This is a genomic window from Geobacillus sp. PLS 41 (assembly GCF_056494105.1).
On record NZ_CM151395.1, the window covers coordinates 2,430,742 to 2,455,319 of the forward strand.

21 protein-coding genes and 2 pseudogenes are annotated in these 24,578 nt (G+C 54.0%); 9 read left to right on the forward strand and 14 right to left on the reverse strand.

Translation table 11 applies throughout. The features are described 5' to 3' along the window. Positions 1 to 199: 199 nt before the first annotated feature. Positions 200 to 586, reverse strand: coding sequence for a gamma-glutamylcyclotransferase family protein (locus ACVX3G_RS12190; RefSeq protein ID WP_011231131.1), 387 nt, complete (start codon positions 584 to 586; stop codon positions 200 to 202). A 259-nt stretch (positions 587 to 845) separates the two neighbouring features. Further along, positions 846 to 1,409 (reverse strand): thioredoxin family protein, encoded by a 564-nt coding sequence (locus ACVX3G_RS12195; protein ID WP_033004757.1) that lies wholly within the window; start codon positions 1,407 to 1,409, stop codon positions 846 to 848. 136 nt (positions 1,410 to 1,545) lie between these two features. Between ACVX3G_RS12195 and ACVX3G_RS12200 the strand changes: the two genes are divergently transcribed. The 3 genes from ACVX3G_RS12200 to ACVX3G_RS12210 all read left to right on the forward strand — a co-directional run bounded on the left by ACVX3G_RS12200 (position 1,546) and on the right by ACVX3G_RS12210 (position 4,334). Next, complete coding sequence (locus ACVX3G_RS12200) at positions 1,546 to 2,520, forward strand: coiled-coil domain-containing protein (protein WP_020753905.1); 975 nt, start codon at positions 1,546 to 1,548, stop codon at positions 2,518 to 2,520. 156 nt (positions 2,521 to 2,676) lie between these two features. Then, positions 2,677 to 3,681, forward strand: a complete 1,005-nt coding sequence (locus ACVX3G_RS12205; protein WP_047757850.1) for an LLM class flavin-dependent oxidoreductase — start codon at positions 2,677 to 2,679, stop codon at positions 3,679 to 3,681. 5 nt (positions 3,682 to 3,686) lie between these two features. Continuing rightward, positions 3,687 to 4,334, forward strand: a complete 648-nt coding sequence (locus tag ACVX3G_RS12210; protein WP_068896060.1) for an MOSC domain-containing protein — start codon at positions 3,687 to 3,689, stop codon at positions 4,332 to 4,334. 159 nt (positions 4,335 to 4,493) lie between these two features. On the opposite strand, the gene ACVX3G_RS12215 is transcribed toward ACVX3G_RS12210, so the two are convergent. From ACVX3G_RS12215 to ACVX3G_RS12250, 8 genes and pseudogenes are all read right to left on the reverse strand, one after another. Further along, a complete protein-coding gene (locus ACVX3G_RS12215) occupies positions 4,494 to 6,299 on the reverse strand; it encodes an ABC transporter ATP-binding protein (protein WP_047757848.1) in 1,806 nt (601 codons plus the stop codon). Further along, positions 6,283 to 8,019, reverse strand: coding sequence for an ABC transporter ATP-binding protein (locus tag ACVX3G_RS12220; protein WP_047757847.1), 1,737 nt, complete (start codon positions 8,017 to 8,019; stop codon positions 6,283 to 6,285). The genes ACVX3G_RS12215 and ACVX3G_RS12220 overlap by 17 nt, the downstream gene beginning before the upstream one ends. A gap of 406 nt (positions 8,020 to 8,425) precedes the next feature. Beyond that, positions 8,426 to 8,851, reverse strand: a complete 426-nt coding sequence (locus ACVX3G_RS12225) for an STAS domain-containing protein (protein ID WP_011231124.1) — start codon at positions 8,849 to 8,851, stop codon at positions 8,426 to 8,428. 93 nt (positions 8,852 to 8,944) lie between these two features. Next, entirely contained in the window at positions 8,945 to 9,367 is a 423-nt protein-coding gene (locus tag ACVX3G_RS12230; protein ID WP_011231123.1) for an ATP-binding protein, read from the reverse strand. A 15-nt stretch (positions 9,368 to 9,382) separates the two neighbouring features. Then, complete coding sequence (locus ACVX3G_RS12235; protein WP_068896054.1) at positions 9,383 to 10,828, reverse strand: SpoIIE family protein phosphatase; 1,446 nt, start codon at positions 10,826 to 10,828, stop codon at positions 9,383 to 9,385. 228 nt (positions 10,829 to 11,056) lie between these two features. Beyond that, entirely contained in the window at positions 11,057 to 12,160 is a 1,104-nt protein-coding gene (locus ACVX3G_RS12240) for a GerAB/ArcD/ProY family transporter (protein ID WP_060787786.1), read from the reverse strand. A gap of 54 nt (positions 12,161 to 12,214) precedes the next feature. After that, on the reverse strand, positions 12,215 to 13,417 hold the full coding sequence (locus ACVX3G_RS12245) for a Ger(x)C family spore germination protein (RefSeq protein WP_318550112.1): 1,203 nt from the start codon (positions 13,415 to 13,417) through the stop codon (positions 12,215 to 12,217). Further along, positions 13,414 to 15,038 (reverse strand): annotated as a pseudogene (locus tag ACVX3G_RS12250) (spore germination protein). The gene ACVX3G_RS12245 and the pseudogene ACVX3G_RS12250 overlap by 4 nt, the downstream one beginning before the upstream one ends. Before the next feature lie 125 nt (positions 15,039 to 15,163). Here ACVX3G_RS12250 and ACVX3G_RS12255 point away from each other — a divergent pair. Continuing rightward, positions 15,164 to 15,391 (forward strand): YczF family membrane protein, encoded by a 228-nt coding sequence (locus ACVX3G_RS12255; protein WP_021322398.1) that lies wholly within the window; start codon positions 15,164 to 15,166, stop codon positions 15,389 to 15,391. 69 nt (positions 15,392 to 15,460) lie between these two features. On the opposite strand, the gene ACVX3G_RS12260 is transcribed toward ACVX3G_RS12255, so the two are convergent. The 4 genes from ACVX3G_RS12260 to ACVX3G_RS12275 form a co-directional block, all read right to left on the reverse strand. Then, positions 15,461 to 17,170, reverse strand: coding sequence for an ABC transporter permease (locus tag ACVX3G_RS12260; protein ID WP_479454548.1), 1,710 nt, complete (start codon positions 17,168 to 17,170; stop codon positions 15,461 to 15,463). After that, positions 17,145 to 18,044 carry an ABC transporter ATP-binding protein gene (locus ACVX3G_RS12265; protein WP_031206536.1) on the reverse strand — a complete coding sequence of 300 codons (900 nt, stop codon included), beginning with the start codon at positions 18,042 to 18,044 and terminating at the stop codon, positions 17,145 to 17,147. The genes ACVX3G_RS12260 and ACVX3G_RS12265 overlap by 26 nt, the downstream gene beginning before the upstream one ends. Then, positions 18,010 to 18,417: a GntR family transcriptional regulator gene (locus ACVX3G_RS12270; RefSeq protein WP_021322395.1), complete on the reverse strand. Its 408-nt coding sequence runs from the start codon at positions 18,415 to 18,417 to the stop codon at positions 18,010 to 18,012. The genes ACVX3G_RS12265 and ACVX3G_RS12270 overlap by 35 nt, the downstream gene beginning before the upstream one ends. Positions 18,418 to 18,537: 120 nt before the next feature. After that, entirely contained in the window at positions 18,538 to 18,816 is a 279-nt protein-coding gene (locus tag ACVX3G_RS12275; protein ID WP_014195736.1) for a YetF domain-containing protein, read from the reverse strand. A gap of 262 nt (positions 18,817 to 19,078) precedes the next feature. Here ACVX3G_RS12275 and ACVX3G_RS12280 point away from each other — a divergent pair, with 262 nt between their 5' ends. From ACVX3G_RS12280 to ACVX3G_RS12300, 5 genes and pseudogenes are all read left to right on the forward strand, one after another. Continuing rightward, positions 19,079 to 20,173 (forward strand): GerAB/ArcD/ProY family transporter, encoded by a 1,095-nt coding sequence (locus ACVX3G_RS12280; protein WP_021322393.1) that lies wholly within the window; start codon positions 19,079 to 19,081, stop codon positions 20,171 to 20,173. After that, entirely contained in the window at positions 20,170 to 21,705 is a 1,536-nt protein-coding gene (locus tag ACVX3G_RS12285) for a spore germination protein (protein WP_014195734.1), read from the forward strand. The genes ACVX3G_RS12280 and ACVX3G_RS12285 overlap by 4 nt, the downstream gene beginning before the upstream one ends. Beyond that, complete coding sequence (locus ACVX3G_RS12290) at positions 21,702 to 22,850, forward strand: Ger(x)C family spore germination protein (protein ID WP_014195733.1); 1,149 nt, start codon at positions 21,702 to 21,704, stop codon at positions 22,848 to 22,850. Before ACVX3G_RS12285 ends, ACVX3G_RS12290 begins: the two co-directional genes overlap by 4 nt. A 121-nt stretch (positions 22,851 to 22,971) precedes the next feature. After that, positions 22,972 to 23,108 (forward strand): annotated as a pseudogene (locus ACVX3G_RS12295) (MFS transporter); the annotation flags it as partial. Between the two features lie 148 nt (positions 23,109 to 23,256). Next, the gene (locus tag ACVX3G_RS12300) at positions 23,257 to 24,549 is read left to right on the forward strand and encodes a sensor histidine kinase (protein WP_014195731.1); all 1,293 of its coding nucleotides are present in this window, start codon (positions 23,257 to 23,259) and stop codon (positions 24,547 to 24,549) included. Positions 24,550 to 24,578: the final 29 nt, after the last annotated feature.

Genomic DNA, 24,578 nt, shown 5'->3' on the forward strand with positions numbered 1-24,578 from the left:
TATTTTTCTAACATGATTTTATTATAGAAAAAGAGCGGCGGTTTGACAATACCTTTTTAATAATTTTTCTGTATTTTTATTAGGAAATGTTTGCAATCGCTTTCAAAACACATTAAGGAGATATGAATATTTATGCAAAAAAAGAAGGAGGCGAAAAGAGGCCGCCTCTTTCGCTTCCTTCAGCCATCCGCTCCTGATGTCATGTTTTCTTCATCCTCCGCCATGATCCGGACGGAATAAGCGGAAAACCAGCCGCTTTTTCCGGCAGATAGACGTACACATACCCTTCGATCGGTTTGCACGCGTCGCGAACCCACACCCGCTCATATTCATTGTTGCTCCGCCCCTCGACGTAGTCTTCCAGTTCGTCCATCGCCTTGAGCCCTTCTTCTGTCACGGTCAGCCACTCCCCCTCAACTTCCCCCTCTTCCCCAAGCACAAGCGCAGGGTATGGGCCAACGTTGTATAAGCGGCCGTTTACTTTCCCTGAGCATACAGCGCGAACGTACGGAGCGACCACTTCATGGTTTTCTTCGCCAGTCAGCAGCGTGCCATACACAAACACCCGATATCGCCCTTCCGCCATCTCCTCGTTCTCCTTTTGTTTACATAACATAGATTATGAAAACTCAAGGAAAGGAAACAAAAACAATGGAAGCCCTTCCTCTCATCCATCCTTGCCGCTCCGAGGCGGCGCCAGTGTGAATTTGTTCAGTAGATCGCGGCCACAAAAACGCCGTGCCGGCTGCACTCGCAAGCCAACGGCACGGCGATGGCGATTCCGCAACGAACGAATGATGCTTTCTCCATCATACCCGCTTCACAATGAAAAGTCAAGCAAATTGTTACAGTGCTTGTTTCCATTTAATGCTGCAGCCGATGCTCGGCTTTTGCTTTTCTGGGACCGGCCGGCCCTCGAGCAAAGCGTCAAGCGCGGCGCGGATCGACTCCCCAGTGACCGGGATGCCGTTATTCGGGCGCGAGTCGTCCAACTGGCCGCGGTAGACGCATTTCAGATCCCGGTCGAAAATGTAAAAGTCCGGGGTGCAAGCGGCGTCGTACGCTTTCGCCACCTCTTGCGTCTCATCGTACAAATACGGAAACGGATAGCCGAGCTCTTCCGCCACCTTTTTCATGTTTTCCGGCGAATCGTCCGGATATTGTTCAACGTCGTTCGAATTGATGGCGACAAACGACACCCCTTTGGGCATGTAATCGTTCGCCAAGCGGACGAGCTCGTGCTGGACATGTTTCACAAACGGACAATGGTTGCAAATAAACATCACGACCGTCGCGACGTCCGATTTTACATCGTCAAGGCGAACGAGCCGGCCATCGACGGCGTTCGGGAGAGCAAACGGCGGCGCCTGTTTGCCAAGCGGAAACATGTTCGATTCAACAGCTGGCATCAACAACACCCTTTCTCCGCTATTTTCTTTCATTATAGCAAAAGACAGCCAGATGCCACAAATGCGGCGCCCAAACCGAACCGCACAGCTCGGCATATGATGCCACATAGACGAACGGAAAGGAGGCTTTTGCGCGTTGATTTATATGAATAAACACATGACCCCGCGCGTGTACGGGCCGGCTGCCGCGCCGCCCGCATCCCACCCGGTGTTTTATTACCGCCGCACGGACGCTCAACAAATGCTCGAACAGCAAAAACAACAGTTCGATCAGCTGGCGGAACGGCTCGCCCAGCTTGAGGCCGCCATCGAAGAAGGGCAAAAGAAACAGGAGGAACAGCGCGAACAAATGGCCGACGTGTTCGCCCGCCTCGAACAGTCGCTTGCTGCCGGCTGGGCGCGGCAAAGCGGGCAGCTTGCCGAGGCGCTGGCTGAGCTCGAACAAACAGTGACCGCTGGTCAAGCAGCACAAACCAACTATTACGAAGAAATGGCCGCCATGGTTGCCTCGCTTCAGCAAGCGGCCGAAACCGGGCAAAAGCAACAGGAAGCGCAAAGCGGGCAGTGGGCGGAAGCGCTCGCCCGCATCGAGCGGCTGCTTATGGAAGCACAGGCGGGGCAAGCCGCCTTGGCCGGAACGCTCGAACGCCTCGAGCAGTCAGTCATCGCCCAGCAGGAGCGGGAGGAAAGGCGGCAATCGCGGTGGGAAGAGCAGCTGGCCAAAGAAGAAGCGGCGCAGCAGGCCGTCATCGAAGCGCTCACCGTGCAAAGCGACACGATGCGCCGGCTCGAACAGCGGACGGCCGAACGCGAGCAGCTCGCCGAAGGAATGGCCGCCCGCCTCGAAGGGCAAGAAAAACTGTACCAAAAGTTGATCGAACAGCTCGAGCTGCAGCACGTGTTCCACGAGACGGTCATCGAACGGCTTGAAGCGCAAGAGGCAGCGCAATACAAAGTCACCCGCCAGCTTGACAGTTTAAAAGAAGCGCTGTATGAGCGATGTTCATTTATCATTGACAGCATGAAACAGCTGTTTCATTCCTTCTTCCCTAAGCGCGGCCCCAAACCCGACCGCCAGGCGGCCGAACAAAAGCAGTCCGTCAGCTTGTGAACTGCCGTGCATCTTGACGGGATTGACCGATCCGCCGGCGGCGGATCGGTTTTTGCCGGACGGGCGGGCAAATGAATGGACAAATCGAAACAAAACAGCGCATAATAGAAACTAATCATTTTTCCCACCGCTGCGGCGGAAGAAGGAGGAATCGCAATGGCGCTGCAACTGAGCGTCCTCGATCAGTCGCCGATCGCGGAAGGCATGACAGCGGAAGAAGCGCTCGAGAACACCGTCAAGCTCGCCCAGCATGTTGAGCAGCTCGGCTATAAGCGGTTTTGGGTGTCAGAACACCACGATACGAACAGCCTTGCCGGTTCGTCGCCGGAAGTGCTGCTCGGCCATATCGGGGCGAAAACAGCGACGATCCGCATCGGCTCGGGCGGCGTGATGCTGCCGCATTACAGCCCGTACAAGGTAGCGGAAAATTTCCACGTACTTGCCGGACTCCACCCCGGCCGCGTCGACCTCGGCGTCGGGCGGGCGCCCGGGGGGATGCCGCGAGCGACGATCGCGCTGCAAGGCGACAGACGACGGTCCGTCGACCGCTACCCGGAGCAAATTGACGACTTGCTCGGCTATTTGTATGACGCCTTGCCGCCGGTTCACCCGCTGTATGGCGTCAAGGCGACGCCGATCGTGCAGTCCCCGCCGGAACTATGGCTGCTCGGCTCCAGTTCGGAAACGGCGAAGCTGGCAGCCGACAAAGGGCTACCGTACGTGTTCGCCCAGTTTATCAACGGGGAAGGCGGCGAACATTATATGCGGCTGTACCGCGACCGGTTTGTTCCATCGCCGTATTTGGCCGAGCCGCGCGGAATGGTCGCAGTGTTTGCGATTTGCGCCGAAACGGATGAAAAAGCGGACTGGATCGCCGGCAGCCTTGATCTGTCGCTTCTTATGATCGAGCAAGGGATGGCGTTCAGCGGCACGCCAAGCCCGGAAAAAGCGGCTGCGTATCCATACAGCCCGTATGAGCGCAAACGGGTGGAAGACAACCGGCGGCGGATGATCGTCGGCAGCCCGGCGCGCGTCAAAGACGAGCTGTACCGGCTGAGTGAAGCGTATGAAACAGAGGAAATCATGCTCGTGACGATTACATACGACTTCGAGGATAAACTCGCAAGCTTCCGGCTCATCGCCGAGGCTGTATGGAGGTGAACACGATGCAGATTCTCTCCATTAATGTCGGGAAGCCGAAAACGATTCACATCGGCGGCCAGTGGATCACAACCGGCATTGACAAAACGCCGGTCGCTCATCCCGTTGCGGTCGGCAAACAAAACTTGGCTGGAGATGGACAAGCTGACCTCGTCCATCACGGAGGAGAAGATAAAGCGATTTGCGCCTATCCGTCCGAGCATTTCGTCTATTGGGAAGAGCGATACGGCCGCCCGTTTACGGCGGGGGCGTTTGGCGAAAACTGGACGCTTCTCGGTTTGACGGAAGACGATGTGTGTCTTGGCGACATGTATGCCGCCGGCACGGCGCTCGTACAAGTGTCACAGCCGCGCCAGCCGTGCTCCAAATTGGCGTTCAAACATCAGCTGCCCGATTTGCCGAAAGCCGTCTGCCAGACAGGAAAAAGCGGGTTTTACTTTCGCGTTCTCAAAGAGGGCGTCGTCGCTCCAGGCGCGCCGCTCGTTCTCGTCGAGCGGGGCGCGGGGGCGCTATCCATCGCGTATATCAATCACATTTACTATCATGAGCGGGACAATGCCGCCGCCATAAAGCAAATCGCCAGCCATCCGGCCTTATCCGCAAGCTGGCGCGAAGCGTTTCAAAAGCGCCTCTCCGAGCGAACGCGTCCTTAAGCCTATGCTGGCAAGACACGCCCGACACAAGCCGGCGTTTCACATAGCGATAGAAAGGCGCCCTGATCGTCGACCCTCGCGACACATGGCTTTGTTCAACGATCGGGGCGCTCGTTTTCGGTTCAGCGGGAGAGCGGCGTCGCCGCGCAGGCGCATTCCTCATCGGGCCGCATGCACACTGCGCTTCCAATAGCGGCAATACAACTGGAAATAAAATCCTTTTGCGGCCAACAGCTCTTCATGCGTCCCTTGCTCGATCACTTTGCCTTCGTTGAGCACAAGGATGCGGTCGGCATGTTGAATCGTGTTCAACCGATGGGCGATGACCAAGCACGTCCGGCCGTTCATGAGCCGCGCGAGCGCTTCTTGAATGCGCACTTCGGTCACCGTATCGATGTTGCTCGTCGCTTCGTCCAAAATCAAAATGGCCGGGTCGGCGATCATCGCCCGAGCGATGGCCAACAGCTGCCGCTGCCCTTGGCTGATTCCGCCGCCTCCTGGGGCCAAAACGGTGTCATAGCCGTCCGGCAGCTTCATAATAAAGGAGTGGGCATTCGCCTGGCGCGCCGCCTCCTCGACTTCTTCATCGGTCGCCTCAAGCCGGCCGTAACGAATGTTGTCGCGGATCGTTCCGGCGAACAAAAACGTATCTTGAAGCACAAATGCCATATGCCGGCGCAAACTCGCCCGCTTGATCGTCCGGCTGTCGCGCCCGTCGATCAAAATCACTCCTCGATCTGGATCGTAAAAGCGGGTCAACAGCTGCAATACGGTCGTTTTGCCGGCTCCAGTTGGGCCGACAAGCGCGACCGTCTCCCCTGGGGCGATGGAAAAGGTGACGCCGTCGAGCGCCGGGCGCTGTTTGTCGTAAGAAAAGACGACTTGACGAAACTCAATGCGTCCATCAAGCCGGTCCAAGGCCACCGCTTCCCGCTCGTCTTCCTCTTCTTTCGGCAAATCCAAAATTTCCAACACCCGTTCAGCGCCAGCCAACGCCGACAGCAACGTGTTCCATTGGTTGGCCAGGTCATTAAGCGGTCTGGTAAACTGGCGGGCGTATTCGACAAACACGACGATCGTCCCGACCGATATCGCTCCTTTGGCCGCCAGCCATCCGCCGACGCCAGCGATGAGGGCGAAGCTTACGTTGTTTAAAAAGTTCATCAGCTTCGGGATGAAGCCGGAATACGTTTGCGCCCAAAACCCGGCTTGTTTCAGCTCGGCGTTTTTGCGCGCCAATTCAGACTCCATCCGCTCTTCTTGGGAAAACAGCTTCACGACTTTCTGTCCGGAAATGACCTCTTCGATAAAGCCGTTCATCTCACCGAGCGCCCGTTGCTGCTCACGGAAACGCACCCGCGTCCGGTTTGTGATCCAGCGCATGCCCACATACATCAGCGGCACGACAACAAGCGTTACGATCGTCAACACCACACTCTGTGAAAGCATGACCACTATAGCGCCCATCAAAGTCAACGTGCTCGAGACGACCTGGACAACAGTACTGTTAAATGTCTGGCTCATATTGTCGATGTCGTTTGTAATCCGGCTCATCAGCTCCCCTTGCTGGCGGCGGTCAAAAAACGAAATCGGCAGCTCATGAAAATGGCGAAACAACCGCTCTCTGATCGCATGCACCGTCCGCTGGCCGACATCGATCATCCAATAGTTTTGCAAAAACGTCGCCGCGCCAAGGGCCATATAAATGGCAAGAAGCAAAACGAGCGTCGCTAAAAAACCGTCCGTCCTCCGCTCGACGATGTACACATCGACCGTCCAGCCGATGACGTACGGACCGGCGAGCGCCAGCGCTGAGCTGACGACAACCATGGCCATAGCCGCAAACAGCTTTCGCTTTTGCGGAGCGATAAATGCCCAGAGCCGCCGCAAGGTGCCGACGCTGTTTTTTGCCCGCTGCGGACTTGCGCCAACACGCGCTCCGTGCGGGCTATGCCGTAGTGACATCCACCGATCCCTTCTTTCCTTCCTGCGTGGCGACGATGCGTCGATACAGTTCGCTTGCCGCCAGCAGTTGTTCATGGCTTCCTTGCGCGATCAGGCGGCCGTCTTCCAAAAGCAAAATGGTATCCGCCGCCATCGCTGTGCTCACCTTTTGCGTCACCATCACCGTCGTGCACGCATACCGCCGCAACGCTGCGAGCAGCTTTGCTTCCGTCTCTGCATCGAGCGCGCTTGTGCTGTCATCCAAAAGCAAAACGCGCGGTTGCCCAACCAAGGCGCGGGCGATCGACAGCCGCTGCTTTTGCCCGCCTGATAAATTGACGCCCTTTTGACCGATCCGTGCGTCGTATCCATCCGGAAACCGAGTGATTGTTTCATGAATTTGTGCATCGCGAGCCGCTTGCACAAGTTCTTCCATCGACGCAGTGATGTTGCCAAAGCGGAGATTGTCCGCGACCGTCCCTGAAAACAGCAGCACTTCCTGCGGGACAAAGCGCACCGCCGTCCGCAGCTGTTCGGCGGAAAACTCGCGCACATCGACGCCATCAATCAACACGCGCCCGGCGCCTGGTTCATACAGCCGGGGGATGAGCTGAAGAAGCGTCGATTTGCCGGAACCAGTCGCCCCTAAAATAGCCGCCGTTTCTTGCGCGTGGATGACAAACGATACGTCAGAAAGCGCGTCAAGTTCGCTGTCTGGATAGCGGAACGAAACGTGCTCAAAGCGAATTTCCCCGCGCCGGACGATCGGTTCATCGGCTCTGTGCTCCCCGCTTCGCTCTTCCGGCACCTCAAGCAGTTCAGCGAGGCGGGCGGCCGAGGCGCGCGCCCGCGAGAACGCCATGGTAATAAACGTAAACATCGACAACGCCGCCGTCGCCCGCGTCGCGTAGTTGACGACGGCGACGACTTGCCCGGCGCTCGCCGTCCCGGACTCAACATCCAGGCGGCCGAAAAACAGCAGAGCGAGAATGGCCGTGTTCATCAAAACCAACAACACCGGGCTGATCGTCTCGATGAGGCGCAGCACGCCCATCGTCCGCTCCATGAGCGCATTGTTCGCCGCCGCAAATCGCTCCTCTTCATATTCTTTTCTCATCCATGCTTTGATGAGGCGCATGCCGGCCAAATTTTCACGCATCACGCCATTCACTCGATCGAGCGCCCGTTGGACGGCGGAAAAGGACGCCGCTGCCCTTTGCACAACCCACAATAAAAAAGCGGCGGAAAGCGGAACCGCGACCGCTAAAACCAACGCCAGACGAGCATGGACGACAAACGCCATCGCGACGCCAAAGACGACCAGAAGCGGTGCACGCAAGGCGATGCGCAAACTCATAAACAACATGTTTTGCACTTGGGTCACATCGTTCGTCATCCGGGTGATGAGCGAGGCCGGCGCCAACTGCTCGATGCGCGCAAGCGAAAACGATTGGATTTTGGCAAACAGCGCCGTCCGCAGCGCAAATCCGTACTCCTGACCGACGTAGGCAGCAGCAAATGAGTTGGCGATGCCCGAGGCAAACGCCAACAGCGACGCCCCGAGCATCACTGCTCCCCACGTGAAAATGGCCGCAACATCCTGTTTCATGACACCATCGTCGATGATTTTCCCCATCAACAGCGGCTGCCAAAGCTCGATGATGAGCTCGGTCAACATAAACAACCAAGCCAACGCCATCCACTTCCAGTATGGCCGCAAATAGATAAGCACCCGCCCCATGTCTGCGCCACTCTCCTCTCCATTCCGATCGCGGGGCCCAGCCGCCGTTCATCGTTGTGTATAATTTTATTCTAAACCCGAAATATTTATTTGACAATGAGAATGCATTTGCAGAAGCAGGGATGCTCCCGGCCAAGAGGAACAAAACCCCCGAACGAATGTCTCATCGCTCGGGGGCCATCGGCGGCAATAGGGGAACAACTGGTCTGTTCAGTCGTTTCGATCGAGATGCCCGACTGGCGGGTGACTGAACAACACCGCTTCCAGACCCATGCATGGGTCTGTGAAGCAGGGGGTTATTCAGTCTTCCATCACACCTTGCCTTCAGCAGTCGGAAAAATAGACGACACGCTTTTGGGCCAGCGAAATGTGAAACCTTCCAGTTGATTCGGCATGAGAGCCATGTCTATGACGAACGCTGACGCCATGCCGAATAAAGCGCCTCCTGGCTAATATGGTCGAAAGAGCTTGGCGGTGCAAGGGACAACAGCTGTTGTTCATCGCCAACGATCGGCAACAGCCGGTCGAGCTTGGCCATCAGCAAAATCTTTTCTATAGCGGCGTTATCCCGGACGACGATGGCCATGACGCGGCTTTCGCTGACGATTTGCTTAAAAAAGCGGACAAGGAGCGCTAATCCAGTACTGTCCAAAAATCGAAGGCCGCTCACGTCGACAACGACAAGGCGGCGCTTGACAGCAGCCACCGCCGTCGCCAGCTTTTGTTCCGCCGCGAGCTGCGTATCATAGGCGAGCCGTCCAGTTAGCTTGATGCATTCGTATGCGCGTTCTACAACCATTTCCAATTCAAACGACAACCGATGCTGTTTCATTGTATCCCCCTATCGTTGACCAGCCATGCCTTGCCCTCGGCCACCACCCGCATTCGTTCCGATCACATGGGTGCATCATGGCACCAAAGCCAGTTATGTTGCATTCCGACTCATTTTCATGACAAGCATCCGACGGCCGCCCTTTTGCTCAACCCACATAACGTCATCCATAATTTCTCGGATGAATAGCAACCCTCGTCCCGATTCGGCGAGCAATACATCAGAGAGCGTCATTTGATCAAGCTGCTCGATCACTTCCGCCGGAACGCCGCCGCCCTCGTCTTCAACCGCCACGGCCACATCAGCGCTTGTGACGAAAAAGGAGAGCGAAATCGTCCCCGCCTCCATCCCCGCCCGTTGAACAGCTTTAACGGCATTGACGACCGCTTCATGCACCGCCAACACAAACAATTCCGCATCACGGACAGCAAACAACGAAGCAGCCTGCTCCGCAAGGAGATGGCAAACCAAAACCGCTTCCTCGTCCGCCCGGCAGCGCACGATCCATTCACACACTACCAAGCGCCCCTCCTATCCATGAACCGTGATGGACAATAAGCAAATGTCGTCGGAAGGGCTGACGAGCGGCGGACCTTGGCTGATTAAACGCTCGAGGAAGCGTTTATCCGGCAAATGGCGGCACATTTGCGTACATAAGCGAATTTTTTCAATGCTTTGCAAAATCGACGGGTCGATCTCCTCTAAAATGCCGTCTGTATACAAAAGGAGGCGGGCCCGCTTGTCGTAATGAATCACCCCTTTTTCAAACGGCAAGGAAAACGGGCTGCCAATCGCCAAACCGCCTTTGTCCAACTCATGGACGCTTCCATCGTCAAACACGAGCAGCCCAGCCGGATGGCCGGCGTTCGTATATTCAATTTTTCGCTCTTTCGTGTCAATCACTAAATAAATCATGGAAAACAGGTGACGGATATCGTTGGTCTCATCCGGAAACAACGTTTGCACATGTTTTTCCAGCTCGCTCGCCACCGAGACCGGGTCGATGACGCGCACGATCAATCCGCGCAAAAGCGAGCGGAGCAGCATGCTCACCAAGGCTGACGAAATGCCGTGTCCCATCACATCGATGACGATCACCCCGTAGCGGTACAGGTCGATTTGATAGCACGCGTAAATATCGCCTGACAAATCATCGGATGGAATATAGACGGCATCCATCGTCACCGCCTCGTTTTGAATGAGCGGCGTCAGCAAATTTTGCTGAATTTTTTTGGCCAGCTCGACTTGGCGCCGCCGCTCCGCCTCTTTTTGCTTTTGCTTCGTCTCATCTTCGATAAGGACGATATATCCGTCCCCCTGAAGCACGGGAATGACCGTATAGGCGACATTGGCGGACGTGCCGTCCGGACGCTGAACCATCCCTTTGCCGCATCGCTGCTCTTTGGGAGGAAATGGAAGCCATGTTGGGCCGCCGCAACGAAAGAGCGACCATACCGGGCGGCCGACCGCCTCTTCTTTTCGGCGTCCAAACAGCCGCTCTGCACTAAGCCCCCAATCTTGCACAATTCCGTCCGCCGCCACCGGAACAACCGCAAACGGGGCGGAATCGCAAATGACTTCGAGCCACTCAGACGGCGTCGGTCGATCAGCCGGAGGCATAGCGGTTTGTTCAACAAAATGCCAAACGAGCCATTCTCCTTCGCTGCCTGATAGCCGATAGACGTTCATCCAGCTCATGTATGTTTTCCCGCTTTTCGCTACATGGCGCGCTTCTCCTTGCCAACATCCGTCCCTTTTTACCGCCTCGGCGATGCCATCCAACAACGCAGCCGACCACTCGGCTGAAAACAGAACGCCGACCGGCCGCCCGACTAATTCGTGTTTGGTAAATCCGAGCCATCTTGGCGTCGGCTCGCTGACCGCAACAATCAAAAGTTGACGGTCGGTCATCACCATGCCGCTGCCCAACTGCTCTGCGTCTAGCTGATCGATCGCCTGTACATTCGCCTTCACCATCGTTCAACCCTTTTTCGTTATAATCAAAATCAATAGCCTTCAGCTGACACCGGCTTCCCGAAACAAAAACGCGCATCGGCGCCGGGTTGTTTCCACCCCGCCTTCGGGTTGCATGTTCAGCACCACATTTCGCCCATTGTTCCCATTGGGAACAGATTATTGTTGGTATTCGCGGTCTTTTGTTGATTTTCCTGCTCGCTGGCGCAGAAATCTTCTAGTCCGTTTTTCTTATTTTGCCGATGATCCAAACCGCCGGCGAATCGCCGCAATCACAAGCAAGAGCACCGGAATGATGATTTGCAGCGGGATGTGCAGATAGAGCGTGACAATCTTTAATCCTTCATGAATATGTTCCCAGTAGTTGCTGGCCATCGCCACCGACCACAATAAGACAAGCGCCCCAAACGGATAAACAAGCCGCTGGTGGTTCGAAAACCCGAATACATGAGCCACCCCCACGACGCCGGCATAAAAAAAGATGGAGACTTTGAAAAACCCCCCGATCACTAGAGCGACCATAAAAAAGACATCAAGCCGCTCTAAAAAGTGAGCGACTTGAATGCGGCGGATCGTATCGAGCAACGGAAACGATGAACGTGACACCGCATCAGCTCCCAAGACGGCCGTATTAACGGCCATAATGATCGCCAGGTTGATCCCGGTCAACACCATCCCGGCAACGGCGGCCCGCCGCGCTTTTTCCGGACGATTCAAGTATGGAAACAGCATGGTAAACACGATCATTTCGCCAAACGGCACGTACAACGTTTCCGTGAACACCGTTTTCCACACCCGTTTCCACCCTTCCTCTAATACCGGTTGGAGCTGGGTGAGATCAACAACTCCGGAAGCGATAACTAAGATGAATCCAACAACCGCCAGTATTTGCAATAACGTATAAAGCAGTTCGCCGGTGCGCGCCAATACTTCGATGCCTTTATAGGCGCTGTACATGACCGTCATAGCCATAAGGACATTCAAAACAAACAGCGGCGTTTCCGGATAGGCAAACGTGAGCAACAGTTCGCCAAAGTCACGCAACACACGGGCGGCGATATAGAAAAAATAGGTAATATAGAGAACCGCCAACAACTTGCCGAGCGGCTTGCCGACGATATGTGTCACATAGGAAGTCAGCGGCTGATCGGGGTAATAATGAAACAAACGCTCGTAAACCAAAAACAGCAACAGCCCAAGCGCCAGACCGAGCAAAATGGCGATCCACATATCTTGCTTGGCGCTGACGCCGAGTGGAATGACCATCGCACTGCCATGCTCAAACAACACAATCAGGACAAACAGCTGGCGCACATTGATTTTGCTATGTTCCATCTCGCTCCATCGCCCCTCACTCCACCGTATCCAAGTTTTTTGAGCCGAAAACGCTTATTTGATGTATGGCGTATTCCGCAATCCCGTGCGTCGAATGGAAGCATCCACTTTTACTGTCACCCGAAGATGAGGGAAATAGCGGTCATCCCACTCTTTTTTGATTCTCTTCCATAAGAGGGGATCGGCGCGATGCACCGCCTCGCCAAAACCAAAAACATCGGTTTTTTCATGCTGGGCCGTTTCAATCGCCTGTTTCACTTCCCGTTCAATATCCCGGCCAATCGCCTTTTCCAATTGAAACAATAACCGGTAATCAGCCAAATTGATCGGGACGTACGTCTCACTGATATCCCCTTCTGTTTGAATGTGAACCAAAATCGAAGGCTGGCCGTTTTTCAATTTCACTTTTAACCCCGTTTTCACTCCCATCGTTCGATAAGCAATCGCTTCTTTTTTTCCTTTCCAGGGGATCGTAATATTCGTTTGTTTGATTCGATCCAACACCCAAAGCACGCCTCGTTCCGTTGAGCCGTTCACCCAGCGAACAAGACGGTCTTTTTTAAATAACGCCAGTCCATCCAAGCTGATGCGAGCATCTGGCACAGAGGATTGAACGTTTGTTTGCCGTTTGCCCTGCTGTGGGTTTCCTTCAATGACAACACCCGTCACGACTGTATTTCTTCCTGAAGATGTCAAACCACGAATCGCCCACCAGACATCAGTGTTGATTGTCTGCCCCCAGGACATCTCGGAAAACTCCAACGTCTTAATAATTTGATTGGCGGAAATTTTGTCAATCGGTGTTAATACGCTTAACACCTCTTTCGCTGAGTGGCCATGAGCAATAACCAGCCGCGCTGTCGTCCGAAACTGGTGGCTCCGTTCCATCGCATCGAATACGCCATTCAACCCTTGGCGCGCCACTTCTTCGCCGATGACCACCAAGTTGGTATGAGCGTAATACAGGATGCGCGACAGCTTTTTCGAGGCTTTCCGGCTTGCCTCGACCAACGTGTCTCCGGTCGACGTATAAATGGAAATGGGCACGCCGCCCGCTCCGCCTCCTCGTTGGAGCGCCCCCGCAACGTTGCCCGGGTTGACGACTTGAAACGAGGCCAAATATCTGCCGTCTTTTGTTTTATCGAGGCCGACGGCAATGACAACGGCCAAATCGGTTAACTCTTTTTTACTCCAACAGCCAGCCAGCAGCACCGCACAAACAAAAAAGGACACAAACATGGCGATAGGTCGTTTCATGATCCATCCTCCTTTTCCCGGCGTGTTGGTGCCGGAGGCTTCGGTTTCTGATCCCCCGATTGGCGAATGATATTTTTCTGGTTAATCAGGCGCGGCCGCTCGCGGTACATCCATGTCGGAATCCGAAACAGGGTATCGCCTACATTGGTTGAAATAAATGGAGCAAGCGGCGACATGTATGGCATGCCAAACGAGCGCAAGCTGCATAAATGGAGAATCATGACCAGCAGACCCATTATAATGCCATAAAACCCGAACATCGCCGCTAAAAACATCAACCCAAAGCGGATGAGGCGGGCTGAGATGGCGATGGCAAACGACGGCGTTGCAAAGCTGGCAATCGCGGTGAGCGAGACAACGATGACCATGGCCGATGAAACGAAGCCGGCATTGATCGCCACCTCACCGATGACAAGCGCCCCGACAATCGACACCGCTTGCCCGACCGCACGCGGCAGCCGAATCCCCGCTTCGCGCAAAATCTCAAATGTCACTTCCATGATCAATGCCTCGACAAAAGCGGGAAACGGCACAGCCTCACGCTGGGCGGCAATGGCGATGACGAGCTGGGTCGGGATCATTTCTTGATGAAACGTCATCGCAGCAATATAAATAGAGGGCGCGACGAGCGAGAGAAAAAAATCAACACGCGTAAAAAACGAAGAGCGGTCGCAATATCAAAACGGGCATAATAATCCTCCACCGCTTGAAAAAATTGGATAAACAAAGCCGGCACAATCAGGATAAACGGCGTCCCCTGAATCAAAATCGCAATCCGCCCCTCCAGCAAATTCGCCGCCACCACGTCGGGACGCTCGGTATGATAGATCGTCGGAAACGTCGTAAACGTTTGATCTTCGATTAATTGTTCAATATAACCGGACTCAAGCACGCTGTCCGTATCAATGCGGCGCAGGCGCGCTCTCACTTCCTCGATAACCTCGTCATTGGCAATGCCTTTGATGTACATGATCGCGACATCCGTTTGCGTCACGATGCCGATTTGCATCGTTTCCAGCCAAAGATTGGGATTTTTAATGCGGCGGCGGATCATCGCGGTGTTCGCGCGCAACGACTCCGTAAATCCCTCGCGCGGCCCGCGGACGGCGATTTGCGTTTGCGGCTCCTCGATTGCACGATATTGGCCGCCTTTCGTGCTGGCGCTGACAGCGGACGGCACCCCGTCCAACAAGATGATGGTCTCTCCGGAAAACAGCTCCAAAAACAGGTGTTCCCAATCGACGACATGCTTCACACCGCCCACCGCGGCCAACTTTTGTTCGATCCACGGAAACCATTCTTTTTCTGTTAATGACAGTGGAAATGACGCCTCCAGCAACGGCGTCAGCAAAAACTCGTACACATGTTTTTCGTCAACAAGGCCATCCACAAAGACGATGGCTGCTTTGATTTGCCTCTCTTGGCCCAGCGAAAACCGACGGATGACGACATCGCTGCTTTGTCCAGTCGTTTGGCGGATGATGTCAAGGTTGACGGCTAATTCAGCTGACATCGGCTCTTGCGGGACGTCCGCCGCCTCGCCGCTATGGTCCGGTCCTTCTTGTTTCACCCCGTCATTGATCTGCTTTTTTTGTCGGCCCATTCCCCATTGAAACAGCATGTTTTTCCTCCTCACTCCGCTTCCTTTTTATCCCTCATTATGGACACGAAATCGGGAGGACATACGCCCGTGCATCGGTTTTGAATCAATAGCAAAAACTAAAGAAAAACAGCAGGTGGAACACCATGAAACTAATTGTTGTTTGGCTGATGTTTGCCTTGCTCGCCATAGGAACGATGGTAAGCATGGATCAGTTGATGGGGATGACCTTGCATCAATCGTTGCATATCGTGCTGAACCCATTTCGAGTAATGAAGGCACCAGAACTGTTTATTTTCTCATTGTTCGTCCTTTCACTATTGCTCGATCTGTTGAACGTTTGGATGTGGAAACGAAAAAACAAAACGTCTTGACCAACAGCCGGGGGCAAAAAGAGGAAGGTGCCCCAAAAGCAACGGGACACCTTTTCTCTTCATCGGGCGTTACCTTTTCTGTATTTGCTCCCAATGATGCTGTTGTTGCAACCACTCGCGAACATGGGTGCTGTGTGAAGACAAGGGAACGGTAAACGAATCGCCGTCGCTTTGCAGCAATTCAATATTCCCCTGCCATGTGCTCCCCCCGCCGATGATGTCCTCCACCGGCTCATTCCACAAATCTTGTTTGAGCGCCTGGACAAACGACTCAATCTCCTTCGGCTCGGCAAGCACAACCTCTGCCCGCCCGGTTTCCACATTTCGGATCGTCACCTGACGGATCGGCGCATAGCCGCTTGGGCGAAGCAGCAAATAATATTGCTGCTTATATTCGTTTGAGCCCATGATGCGCTGAAAATACAGCATGTACGGTTCAATCGGCACTTCGTAGCGGCGGAGGAGACGCGTGCCGTCTTTGAGCACATACCCGATCACAATCGGCCGGACGTTGCCAAAACGTGACGGGAGCGGCTGATCGTGCACAAGCTGCGCATGAAGCGCCCTGACAGCTTTGATGTTGTCCTTCGTGCGCAAAAACTGATCGAATGCTTCAAACTCTCTTTCCATCAAGTTAGGATTTTGCCAATTCATCACCGACTGGCCGAAATAGACTTTCTCAATATCGGACAAATTCGGAACGTGTCTCACATATCCAACCGGATCAAGGCGCACAGTCAAAAATAAGACCGACATCACAGCGGCAAAGGCGATATACCCTTTCCATTTATGAAAAACACGCCATGTTTTCATCACGACCATTTGCGCAACGGCATACCCGATAAGCGAAAACGCAACATACCCAAAGATGATCCATCCCCACTGCCGTTGGACTTGTCCAAAGTAGAACCCGCCGGTCAAGCACATGCAAAACGCCACTCCATACACAAACAGTGGGCGAAGCACTGAAAAGGCGAGCGCCTGCCCGGCCGCTTCCGTCGGCCGCCGCTCGTACAGCCAAATGGACAAACTGAAAAATAGAAGCGACAACAGCAGCAACATCCCGATTTCTCCCGCACTCATCGCTTGATCCGTCAGCATCGCATAACGAATCGGCAGCGCCCAATCCATCAGATTTCCCGATAAATAGTACCCATCAGGGAATCCATACAACCATAACGGCAAATTGCTAAACAGCAGCACCATGATGCCTGTCGGAAAAAAGAGAGCAATATTCGTTAACACAATATGAACGATCGATTGGCCGACGAGCACGCCGACCATGACACCTAGCGCAAAAATCACCGTCTCTACGACAAGCGTCTCGCCAAGCCATCGTCCCACATCCCCCGCTCCAATCGGCCACGGGAGATCAAGTCCGTACAGACATCCGATCGCAACCAAGGCGGTCAACACGAGCGGAACCGCCAAAAAGAGCCATCCAATAAGCATCTGCCCGGCAAGCAGTTCGGTGCGGCGGATGGGCAAGCTATGGATGAAATCAGCCGACCGTTTCTCATGCATATAGCGAACCACGCCGGCCGCCGCCAAAATCGGAACGAGCCAAGCGCACAGCGCTTCCATTCCATTGGCTATATCATACACACTGTACCATTGCGGAATATTGCCGACCTTTGGGTCATATTGAGAATACGCGAGCGCCATCGGCAGCACAATCGCCGCCAGCCATAGCAGCCAGTGAATGATGGCAATCCAGCCGATTTGACGAAGATTTTGCCCCCACATGGCGCGGTTAGCCGACCACTGTTTCACGGACATGAGCATCGCCCCCCATTTCATACATAAAAATTTCTTCAAGCGACAGCGGCAGCACATCAAGGATGAGAGGATGAAATGCGCGGACCGTCTCCTCTATGCGCCGCTTTTCCCCGCGGACAATAAGAAGAACGATGCTGCCGCGCTCCTCGCGATGCACGATGTCAAGCCGTTCGGCCAACTCGCTCGGAAACCCGCCGCGAAAGGCGGCTTGCAGCTTATGCATCCCCGCGCGCAGCTCGTCCAAATCGCGCTCGAGCTGCACCACACCGTGCGCCATCAGTCCGACCATGCCGCATAAATCTTCGAGTTCGCGCAAATTGTGTGACGAGATGACAACGGTCATTTCCCGTTCTACTACTTCATCGATTAACAGCTGTTTCACATGGCGACGGACGAATACGTCGAGCCCATCAAGCGGCTCATCCATAATAAGCACGTCCGGCCGGACGGAAAAAGCAAGCCAAAACGCCGCCTGGCGCTGCATGCCTTTGGAAAACTGCTGAATCTTTTTGTTTGGATCAAGCGCAAAGACGGACTGCAATTCCAGAAACCGTCCGCGGCTGAACGAAGGGTACAGTTGCTCGTAAAAATCCGCCATTTGCCGAATTGTCGCGTGCGGAAAAAAGTAGACAAAGTCTGGCAAAAATAAAATTCGCTGCTTCACTTGAACGTTTTCCCACAACTCCTCGCCATCAATTGTAATCGTCCCGCGGTCTTGGCGGAGAATGCCGGCCATCATCTTGAGCAGCGTCGTTTTTCCGGCGCCGTTCGGGCCGAGCAGCCCGTAAATCGCTCCTTTTGGCACCATCATGTTCGCGCCCTTGACGGCCGCAAACCGATCAAACGTTTTCGTCACGTCCACAAGTTGAATCACGATTCTCCCCCTCTTTCTCTCCTTCTCGAACCCATTGCCATAACTGCTCATTCGTCACCCCTAAAAACCGTGCTTCCTTGACAAGGCGGACAAGCTGCTCACGGACCGTAGCGATCGCCTCGATGTTTGGTTCTTTCGAGCGCGGGGCAACGAAGCTGCCTTTCCCTGGAATCGAATAAATCCAGCCGTCGCGTTCCAGTTCGCGGTACGCTTTTTGAATCGTGTTCGGATTCACCATCAGCTGTTTCGCCATCGTCCTGACCGATGGCAGCTGATCGTGCGGCTGCCATAGTTCGCGGACGATCATTTCTTTCATTTTGTCAATCAGTTGTTCGTAAATCGGCTGGCGACTGCGGATATCAAGCTCAAACATCTCCCCTCCTCCTCTCATTGTCACAACCGTACTATAACTAATAGTACACATAAAACAGAAGAAAGGCAAGAGTTTTTTCCAAAATAAAGAAAGAATCCATCCCTGGATTCTTTCTTCCTCTCATTCCGACGCCGTCGGCCGCCGCGTTGACCGTTGCCGCTCGGCGGGCTGATACGTCTGAACAAACAGCCCATCTCCTTCGAGCCACTCGGCGATCAACACGTCTTTTGGCGAGGCAATTCCTTGTTTTTGCAGTTTGGCGGCCAGCCATTGCTCCGTTTTCCCAAGCTCCGCTAATTCGTCTGCCAACAGCTGGCCATCCCGGATCAGCGTCACCGGGACATACACCGGGTGGGGTGGCAGACGGAAATCTTCACGCCGATCGTCAAATGAAGCCATTTCATGCTGCGCCCCCCTTGCATGCCGTTGATGTTCGCCCTTTCTTCCCTGTATTGTGCCCCCTGCCGCCTGAGAAGTTTCGCTGTTGGTTTGCCGTTGGAACGGATAAATTCCCCTGGACTGGAAACACTATCGTTTTAGAAAGCCAATCAGCGGCATTTCATCAGAAAAGAAGCCGGTTCAGCAAGGTTTCTGGAATCAGCAGCCTTTTGCCCTACATCCCCCGCCCTTTGGAGATTGCACGGAAAGAAAGGGATTCATGATGAACGGACAACCGCTTAGCGCCCTGCAATTGTTATTCATGATCATGCTGTCGGTCGGGCTGATGAATCATGTCATCATCATCCCCTTTATGCTTGAGGCCGCCCACCGCGATGCGTGGATCGCCGCCTTGGGAGCGTTGGGAGGTTTGCTCCTCTGGCTGCCGCTGCTTTATTTCACCATCCGACAACTGAACGGCGAGCGGCTGTTTGACTGGCTCAAGGCCCGGTTTTCGAGCGCGGCTGCTTATGCGGTGGCCGGTGTCAGCAGCGCATTCTTGCTTCTTCATAGTTTTGTCACGTTAAACGATACGGTCACGTTTACCACCACCTCTTATTTGACGGCGACGCCGAGATGGGCGCTGATTTTGGTCATCGTGGCCGTTTGTTTTTATAACTCGTACCAAGGCATCGACTCGATTGCCAACACTTCCATGATCATTTGCCCGTTCGTCATCGTGTTTGGTTTTTTCGTTATGCTCTCGACCACGCCTCATAAAGATTATTCACTGCTCAGACCAACGCTTGAACATGGTGTTGGACCTGTGCTCAACGGCATGATGTACGCCGGAGCGGGATATGTGGAAGTGATCGTTCTATTGTTTCTCTCCCATCGCCTGCCTCGCCCATTTTCATGGAAGGCGCTTGCCGCGATTGCCTTCTTCACCGCCGGGCTGAGCATCGGGCCGACGATTGGCGCCATCACCGAGTTTGGCCCCGAGCAGGCGACGCGCCTTCGCTATCCGGCATTTGAGCAATGGCGGATGGTCAGTTTAGGGACGTACATTGAACATGTCGACTTTATGTCGATCTACCAGTGGATATCAGGCGCCTTTATCCGCATCTCCTTGTCGATGGCGCTCATTGTAGAGCTGTTCCCGATCCGCCATCCGCAAACCCGCCGTTGGGTGCTCATTGTCCTTTACTTGGCGATCACATTGGCGGCGCTGGCGCCGGTCAGCGATGAACAGTTTTTGTATTTTGTCAAACATGGGGTGCTGCCGGCATCGCTGCTGTTTAGTCTTGCGCTGTCCGTTGTGTTAAGTGGTTTCGCTTTGTTGGCATACCGAAAAAAGAAAAGAGGGGTGGCAGGATGAAACGACCCATGCGCGCCGCCGAAGGCAAGCGGTTGAAAGACGATTACACAGGGCTCGAGACCGTCATCATCTCCGAAGAGGCGTTGCGCACGATGTACGCCAAATGCCCGGATGTCATCATGACGGAAGCCGCGATTCCATCCTCTTTGCCTGACGGCTCGGCGGCTGTGGTGCACTTGCTGTTTATTTATTGTGAAGAACTGTGCGATACGCAAATGCTGCAAAAGGCCATTTATCCGATGTTCCGCGAGCTGTGCGAACACCATCCATGCTTTTCGGCCGCCGACATCGAGGCCCGCAAACCGGCGGCGCTTGAGTATATGGGAAAAGAAGTGCGGATCGATGATCTCAACTTCAAGCTGTTTAGCGGTGATTTGCTCATTTATTTTCACGAAGCCGATGTCTTGTACACGATGCCGCTCGCCAGCCCGCCAAACCGCGATCCGGAAGAGCCGAGCACGGAAGTATCGATCCGTGGACCCAAAGATGGATTTATTGAAGAAATCAGCAAAAACGTGGCGCTCATCCGCAAGCGGCTGCGCTCGCACCGGCTCGTCTATGAACCGTTTGTCATCGGCACGCGCAGCCAGACAAAAGTCGGGCTCCTCTATGTCGATGATATTGCCAACACGACCATCATCGATGAGGTGAGAAGCCGTCTGCTCAGTTTGTACATCGACTCGGTGACAAGCACCAATCAAATTGAGGAGTGGTTGTCTGACACCCGGTTTTCTTTGTTCCCGATGTTCGGTTATACCGGGCGGCCCGATTTTGCCGTCAATTCGCTCCTCAACGGCCGTTTTATCATCTTGGTCGACGGGGCGCCGACCGCCTTGATCGGCCCGGGCAATTTAACGTTTTTGCTGAACACGTCGGAAGATAACAACACGTTTTTCTTGTTTGTCGTATTTCAGCGCCTGCTTCGGCTCGTCGGCACTTCGGTCGCCATTTATTTGCCGGGCGCCTGGGTCGCCTTGACCTCCTTCCATCCGGACCAGCTTCCGTTCACCTTGCTGGCGACGCTCATTTTGTCGCGCCAAGGAGTGCCGCTTCCAGTGCCGCTGGAGATGTTTGTGATGATGATTTTGTTTGAGGTGTTTAAGGAAGCCGGGATGCGTCTGCCAATCGCCATCGGGCAGACGCTGTCCGTCGTCGGCGGCTTAATCATCGGCCAGGCGGCGATCAACGCGGGGCTTGCCGCCCCGGCCACACTCGTCATCGCCGCCATTTCCGTCATCTCGACATTCACGCTCGTCAACCAAAACATGGCCGGCAGCGTCACCTTGCTGCGGTTTATTGTCTTGACGGCTTCCACCGTTCTTGGCCTGTTTGGCTTCATTCTGTCGCTGTTTTTCATCTTGACTTATGCAGTCAACTTGCGCACCTGCGGCATTCCGTACTTGACGCCGCTGGCGCCGCCGTCCAAAGATATCGGGAAAGCGTTTATCCCGAGCACATGGAAGCAGTTCCGCACGCGCGACCGCATTGTCCGTCCAAATGATCTCATTGCAAAAGAGAGGGAACGAAAATGAGGAAGCGAGTCATTCCCATCATCGCCTCTATCATGCTGCTTGGCGGTTGCTGGGACACACGCAACATCGATCACACTGTCTACATTCATTCAATCGGGATCGACTACAAAGATGGCCAAGTAATCGCCTACGTGCAATTGATCGATTTCACCGCCCTTGCCAAAGTCGAAGCGGGGGGCGGCAGAGAAAAAGCGGCGATTTCCGTCGGCAAAGCCGCTGGCGAAACGTTTAATATCGCGACCGACAAAATCTACCCTTCCATTCAACAAAGGGTGTCATGGGGCCATGTAAAAAGCATTGTCTTTACGAAACGGGCCTTGCAAAAAGGCATCGTAGCCGATGTGATCGACGTGCTGAACCGTTACAATGAAATTCGCCATACGGCGTGGGTGTACGCGACCGATGAGCCGCTGTCCGAGCTGTTTGAAGCGACGCCGTTGTTGAACGCTTCCTCGTATTATTCGCTGTTGTCCAATCCGGAAGAAATCTTTCAACAAAGTTCGTTTATCCGCCCGATCCGTCTCAGCCAATTGATTGCTGCGATGGATGAAAAAGCTGATGTAGCTAGACTCCCTTATTTAACAATTGAAGACAATCGTTGGGTGGAAAATAAGAAGCCAAAACAAATGTTGGCTATATCCGGCATTTGTTTTCTTCACGATTACCGCCTGCAAGGATGCGAGGGCCGTTCCGATTTGCAAGGGCTTCGTTGGTTGGAGCAGGACGTTCGGCGCACCCCGATTTATGTCAAGCAAAAAGAGAAAACCGTTGCCTCCCTAATCGTCCATAATCCAACAACGAAGTGGTCGGTCGACGTGAAGAACGGAAAGTATGCTTTTACTGTAAACGTCAAGGCGCAAGGAAATCTCCTCGAACTGCGTGAACCGCTCTCACGAAAACAACTGACCAAACTGGCGGAACAAACGGTGAAACAAGAAATCCACCGCTTATATAAACTTGGGAAAGAGCAACAGATCGATATATTGAATCTAGCGGAGCAACTGTATCGCCAGCGTCCGGATCTCTGGAAAAAACATCAGATCAACGGCCTCATCCCACTCCATAACAACACGCTATTCGTAAACGTCGAGCTCGTCATCAGTGCATCTGGAAAAGAAAAGCTGAATTACCGCGCTGGCGATTGAAAAGACAAAAATGAAGCGCCCTCTTGCCTGCGCTCACGCTGGGAAATGGGGCTTTCTCTGGTGGCAAGGATCAAGTATAATTTAGCCATATTAAGATCTATGGTTGGAACGGGGGAGAACGATGGGGGTTCATACGGAACGAACAAGCGCCGTCAGCATGACCGTCTACCCGATTTTGTTCGCATCAGCCTCGGCCACTTTTTGAACGATGCGATGCAGGCGGTCATCCCGGCGCTCTTTCCGATTTTGCGCTCGACGGCGGCTTCGTTTACGCTCGCTGCCGCTCCTTGGCGCCTTGGCGGTTTGGCTGCTGAAAGACCGGACATAGCCAATGCATATTTTTCTTTCAATCTCTTTCCGCTATAATGAAAGGTGATGATGTCTATTCAGTTAGGAGATTTTTCGTATGGCCGGTTTATACATTAACCAGCACGTCTTGAACAACTTATTTTATATTTTGGTCACGATCTTTGCCTTTTCCTTTATTTATGACCATAGTCGAGCGATCCGGCAGCGCCCGCTCTATGGCCGGGCGCTGCTTGGGGTTTGTTTGGCGTTGGCGGCCGTGTTGTGCATGAAATTTCCGATTTACATGGATCCGCTGTGCGTCCATGATTTCCGGCAAATTCCGTTTTTGCTTGGAACATTGTATGGCGGCGGCGCAGTTGGGGCGGTGCTGTTTGTTTTCTTGATGGGTGCGCGCACCATATTGTACGGTTTTCAGCCACTTACAGTGGTCGTCTATGCCATTATGTTCGCGGCAGCGGCCGCCGCCGCCCCGCTGTTTCGGAAACTGCCCCGGTCCGGCAAGCTGCTGACTGCGCTGTGGCTGACGTTTTTGCTCGCGGTGCTGACGACATTTGTCGCCGTGATTGTTGCTGATTTTCCGGTAACGAAGCCATATATCGTGTATTTTATTATGATGCCGCCGTTCGTCATGATGTTCGCTGTCTATTTGATGGAGACGCTTCATGAGGCGCAGCTCGCTCGGGCAGAGCTGATGAAGATGGAAAAAATGGAGATCGTCAGCCAAATGGCGGCCAGCATTTCCCATGAAATCCGCAACCCGCTCACCGTCGTCAAAGGATTCATCCAGCTGCTGCAAACGGGTCGGCTGCCGCGCGAAACCGAAGAGCGGTACATTCGCATCGCCTTAGAGGAACTCGAGCGGGCGGAAGCCATCATCCGCGACTATTTGACGTTTGCCAAACCGGCGCCGAAAGAAACCGAGCCGATTAATGTGTCCACCCAGCTTCAGAAAGTGTTGCAAATGATTACGCCAATGGCGCATATGCATTCGATCCATGTATCCTCTTCCCTCGAAGATGGCATCGTCATCGGAAACGTACAATATTTCCAACAGTGTTTTCTCAACTTGTTGAAAAACAGCATTGAGGCGATGCCAAACGGCGGCACGCTTCATGTCGCGGCTGAGAACCGGGGGGCATCAGTCGTCATTACCATTTCCGACAACGGCGTTGGCATGACGAAAGAACAAGTGCGCCGCTTCGGCGAGCCATACTTCAGCACAAAAGAAAAAGGCACTGGGCTTGGTGCGATGGTCGCCGTCAAAATCATCGAACAAATGGGAGGAACGTGGACGATCGAAAGCGCCGTACAAAAAGGGACGACGTTGACGATCACGTTGCCGGCAAGTCGGGTGGGACCGCCGACGGCAGAACAAAGCGCCGTCGGCTGAATCGAGTAGGAGAGGGTGACTAACCCTCG

Excerpts from the sequence above, each read along its gene's own strand:
- ACVX3G_RS12190 (WP_011231131.1), bottom strand. The coding sequence starts at position 586 with ATGGCGGAAGGGCGATATCGGGTGTTTGTGTATGGCACGCTGCTGACT.
- ACVX3G_RS12195 (WP_033004757.1), bottom strand. The coding sequence starts at position 1,409 with ATGCCAGCTGTTGAATCGAACATGTTTCCGCTTGGCAAACAGGCGCCG.
- ACVX3G_RS12205 (WP_047757850.1), top strand. The coding sequence starts at position 2,677 with ATGGCGCTGCAACTGAGCGTCCTCGATCAGTCGCCGATCGCGGAAGGC.
- ACVX3G_RS12210 (WP_068896060.1), top strand. The coding sequence starts at position 3,687 with ATGCAGATTCTCTCCATTAATGTCGGGAAGCCGAAAACGATTCACATC.
- ACVX3G_RS12215 (WP_047757848.1), bottom strand. The coding sequence starts at position 6,299 with ATGTCACTACGGCATAGCCCGCACGGAGCGCGTGTTGGCGCAAGTCCG.
- ACVX3G_RS12220 (WP_047757847.1), bottom strand. The coding sequence starts at position 8,019 with ATGGGGCGGGTGCTTATCTATTTGCGGCCATACTGGAAGTGGATGGCG.
- ACVX3G_RS12225 (WP_011231124.1), bottom strand. The coding sequence starts at position 8,851 with ATGAAACAGCATCGGTTGTCGTTTGAATTGGAAATGGTTGTAGAACGC.
- ACVX3G_RS12235 (WP_068896054.1), bottom strand. The coding sequence starts at position 10,828 with ATGGTGAAGGCGAATGTACAGGCGATCGATCAGCTAGACGCAGAGCAG.
- ACVX3G_RS12240 (WP_060787786.1), bottom strand. The coding sequence starts at position 12,160 with ATGGAACATAGCAAAATCAATGTGCGCCAGCTGTTTGTCCTGATTGTG.
- ACVX3G_RS12245 (WP_318550112.1), bottom strand. The coding sequence starts at position 13,417 with ATGAAACGACCTATCGCCATGTTTGTGTCCTTTTTTGTTTGTGCGGTG.
- ACVX3G_RS12255 (WP_021322398.1), top strand. The coding sequence starts at position 15,164 with ATGAAACTAATTGTTGTTTGGCTGATGTTTGCCTTGCTCGCCATAGGA.
- ACVX3G_RS12260 (WP_479454548.1), bottom strand. The coding sequence starts at position 17,170 with ATGTCCGTGAAACAGTGGTCGGCTAACCGCGCCATGTGGGGGCAAAAT.
- ACVX3G_RS12270 (WP_021322395.1), bottom strand. The coding sequence starts at position 18,417 with ATGTTTGAGCTTGATATCCGCAGTCGCCAGCCGATTTACGAACAACTG.
- ACVX3G_RS12275 (WP_014195736.1), bottom strand. The coding sequence starts at position 18,816 with ATGGCTTCATTTGACGATCGGCGTGAAGATTTCCGTCTGCCACCCCAC.
- ACVX3G_RS12280 (WP_021322393.1), top strand. The coding sequence starts at position 19,079 with ATGAACGGACAACCGCTTAGCGCCCTGCAATTGTTATTCATGATCATG.
- ACVX3G_RS12285 (WP_014195734.1), top strand. The coding sequence starts at position 20,170 with ATGAAACGACCCATGCGCGCCGCCGAAGGCAAGCGGTTGAAAGACGAT.
- ACVX3G_RS12290 (WP_014195733.1), top strand. The coding sequence starts at position 21,702 with ATGAGGAAGCGAGTCATTCCCATCATCGCCTCTATCATGCTGCTTGGC.
- ACVX3G_RS12300 (WP_014195731.1), top strand. The coding sequence starts at position 23,257 with ATGGCCGGTTTATACATTAACCAGCACGTCTTGAACAACTTATTTTAT.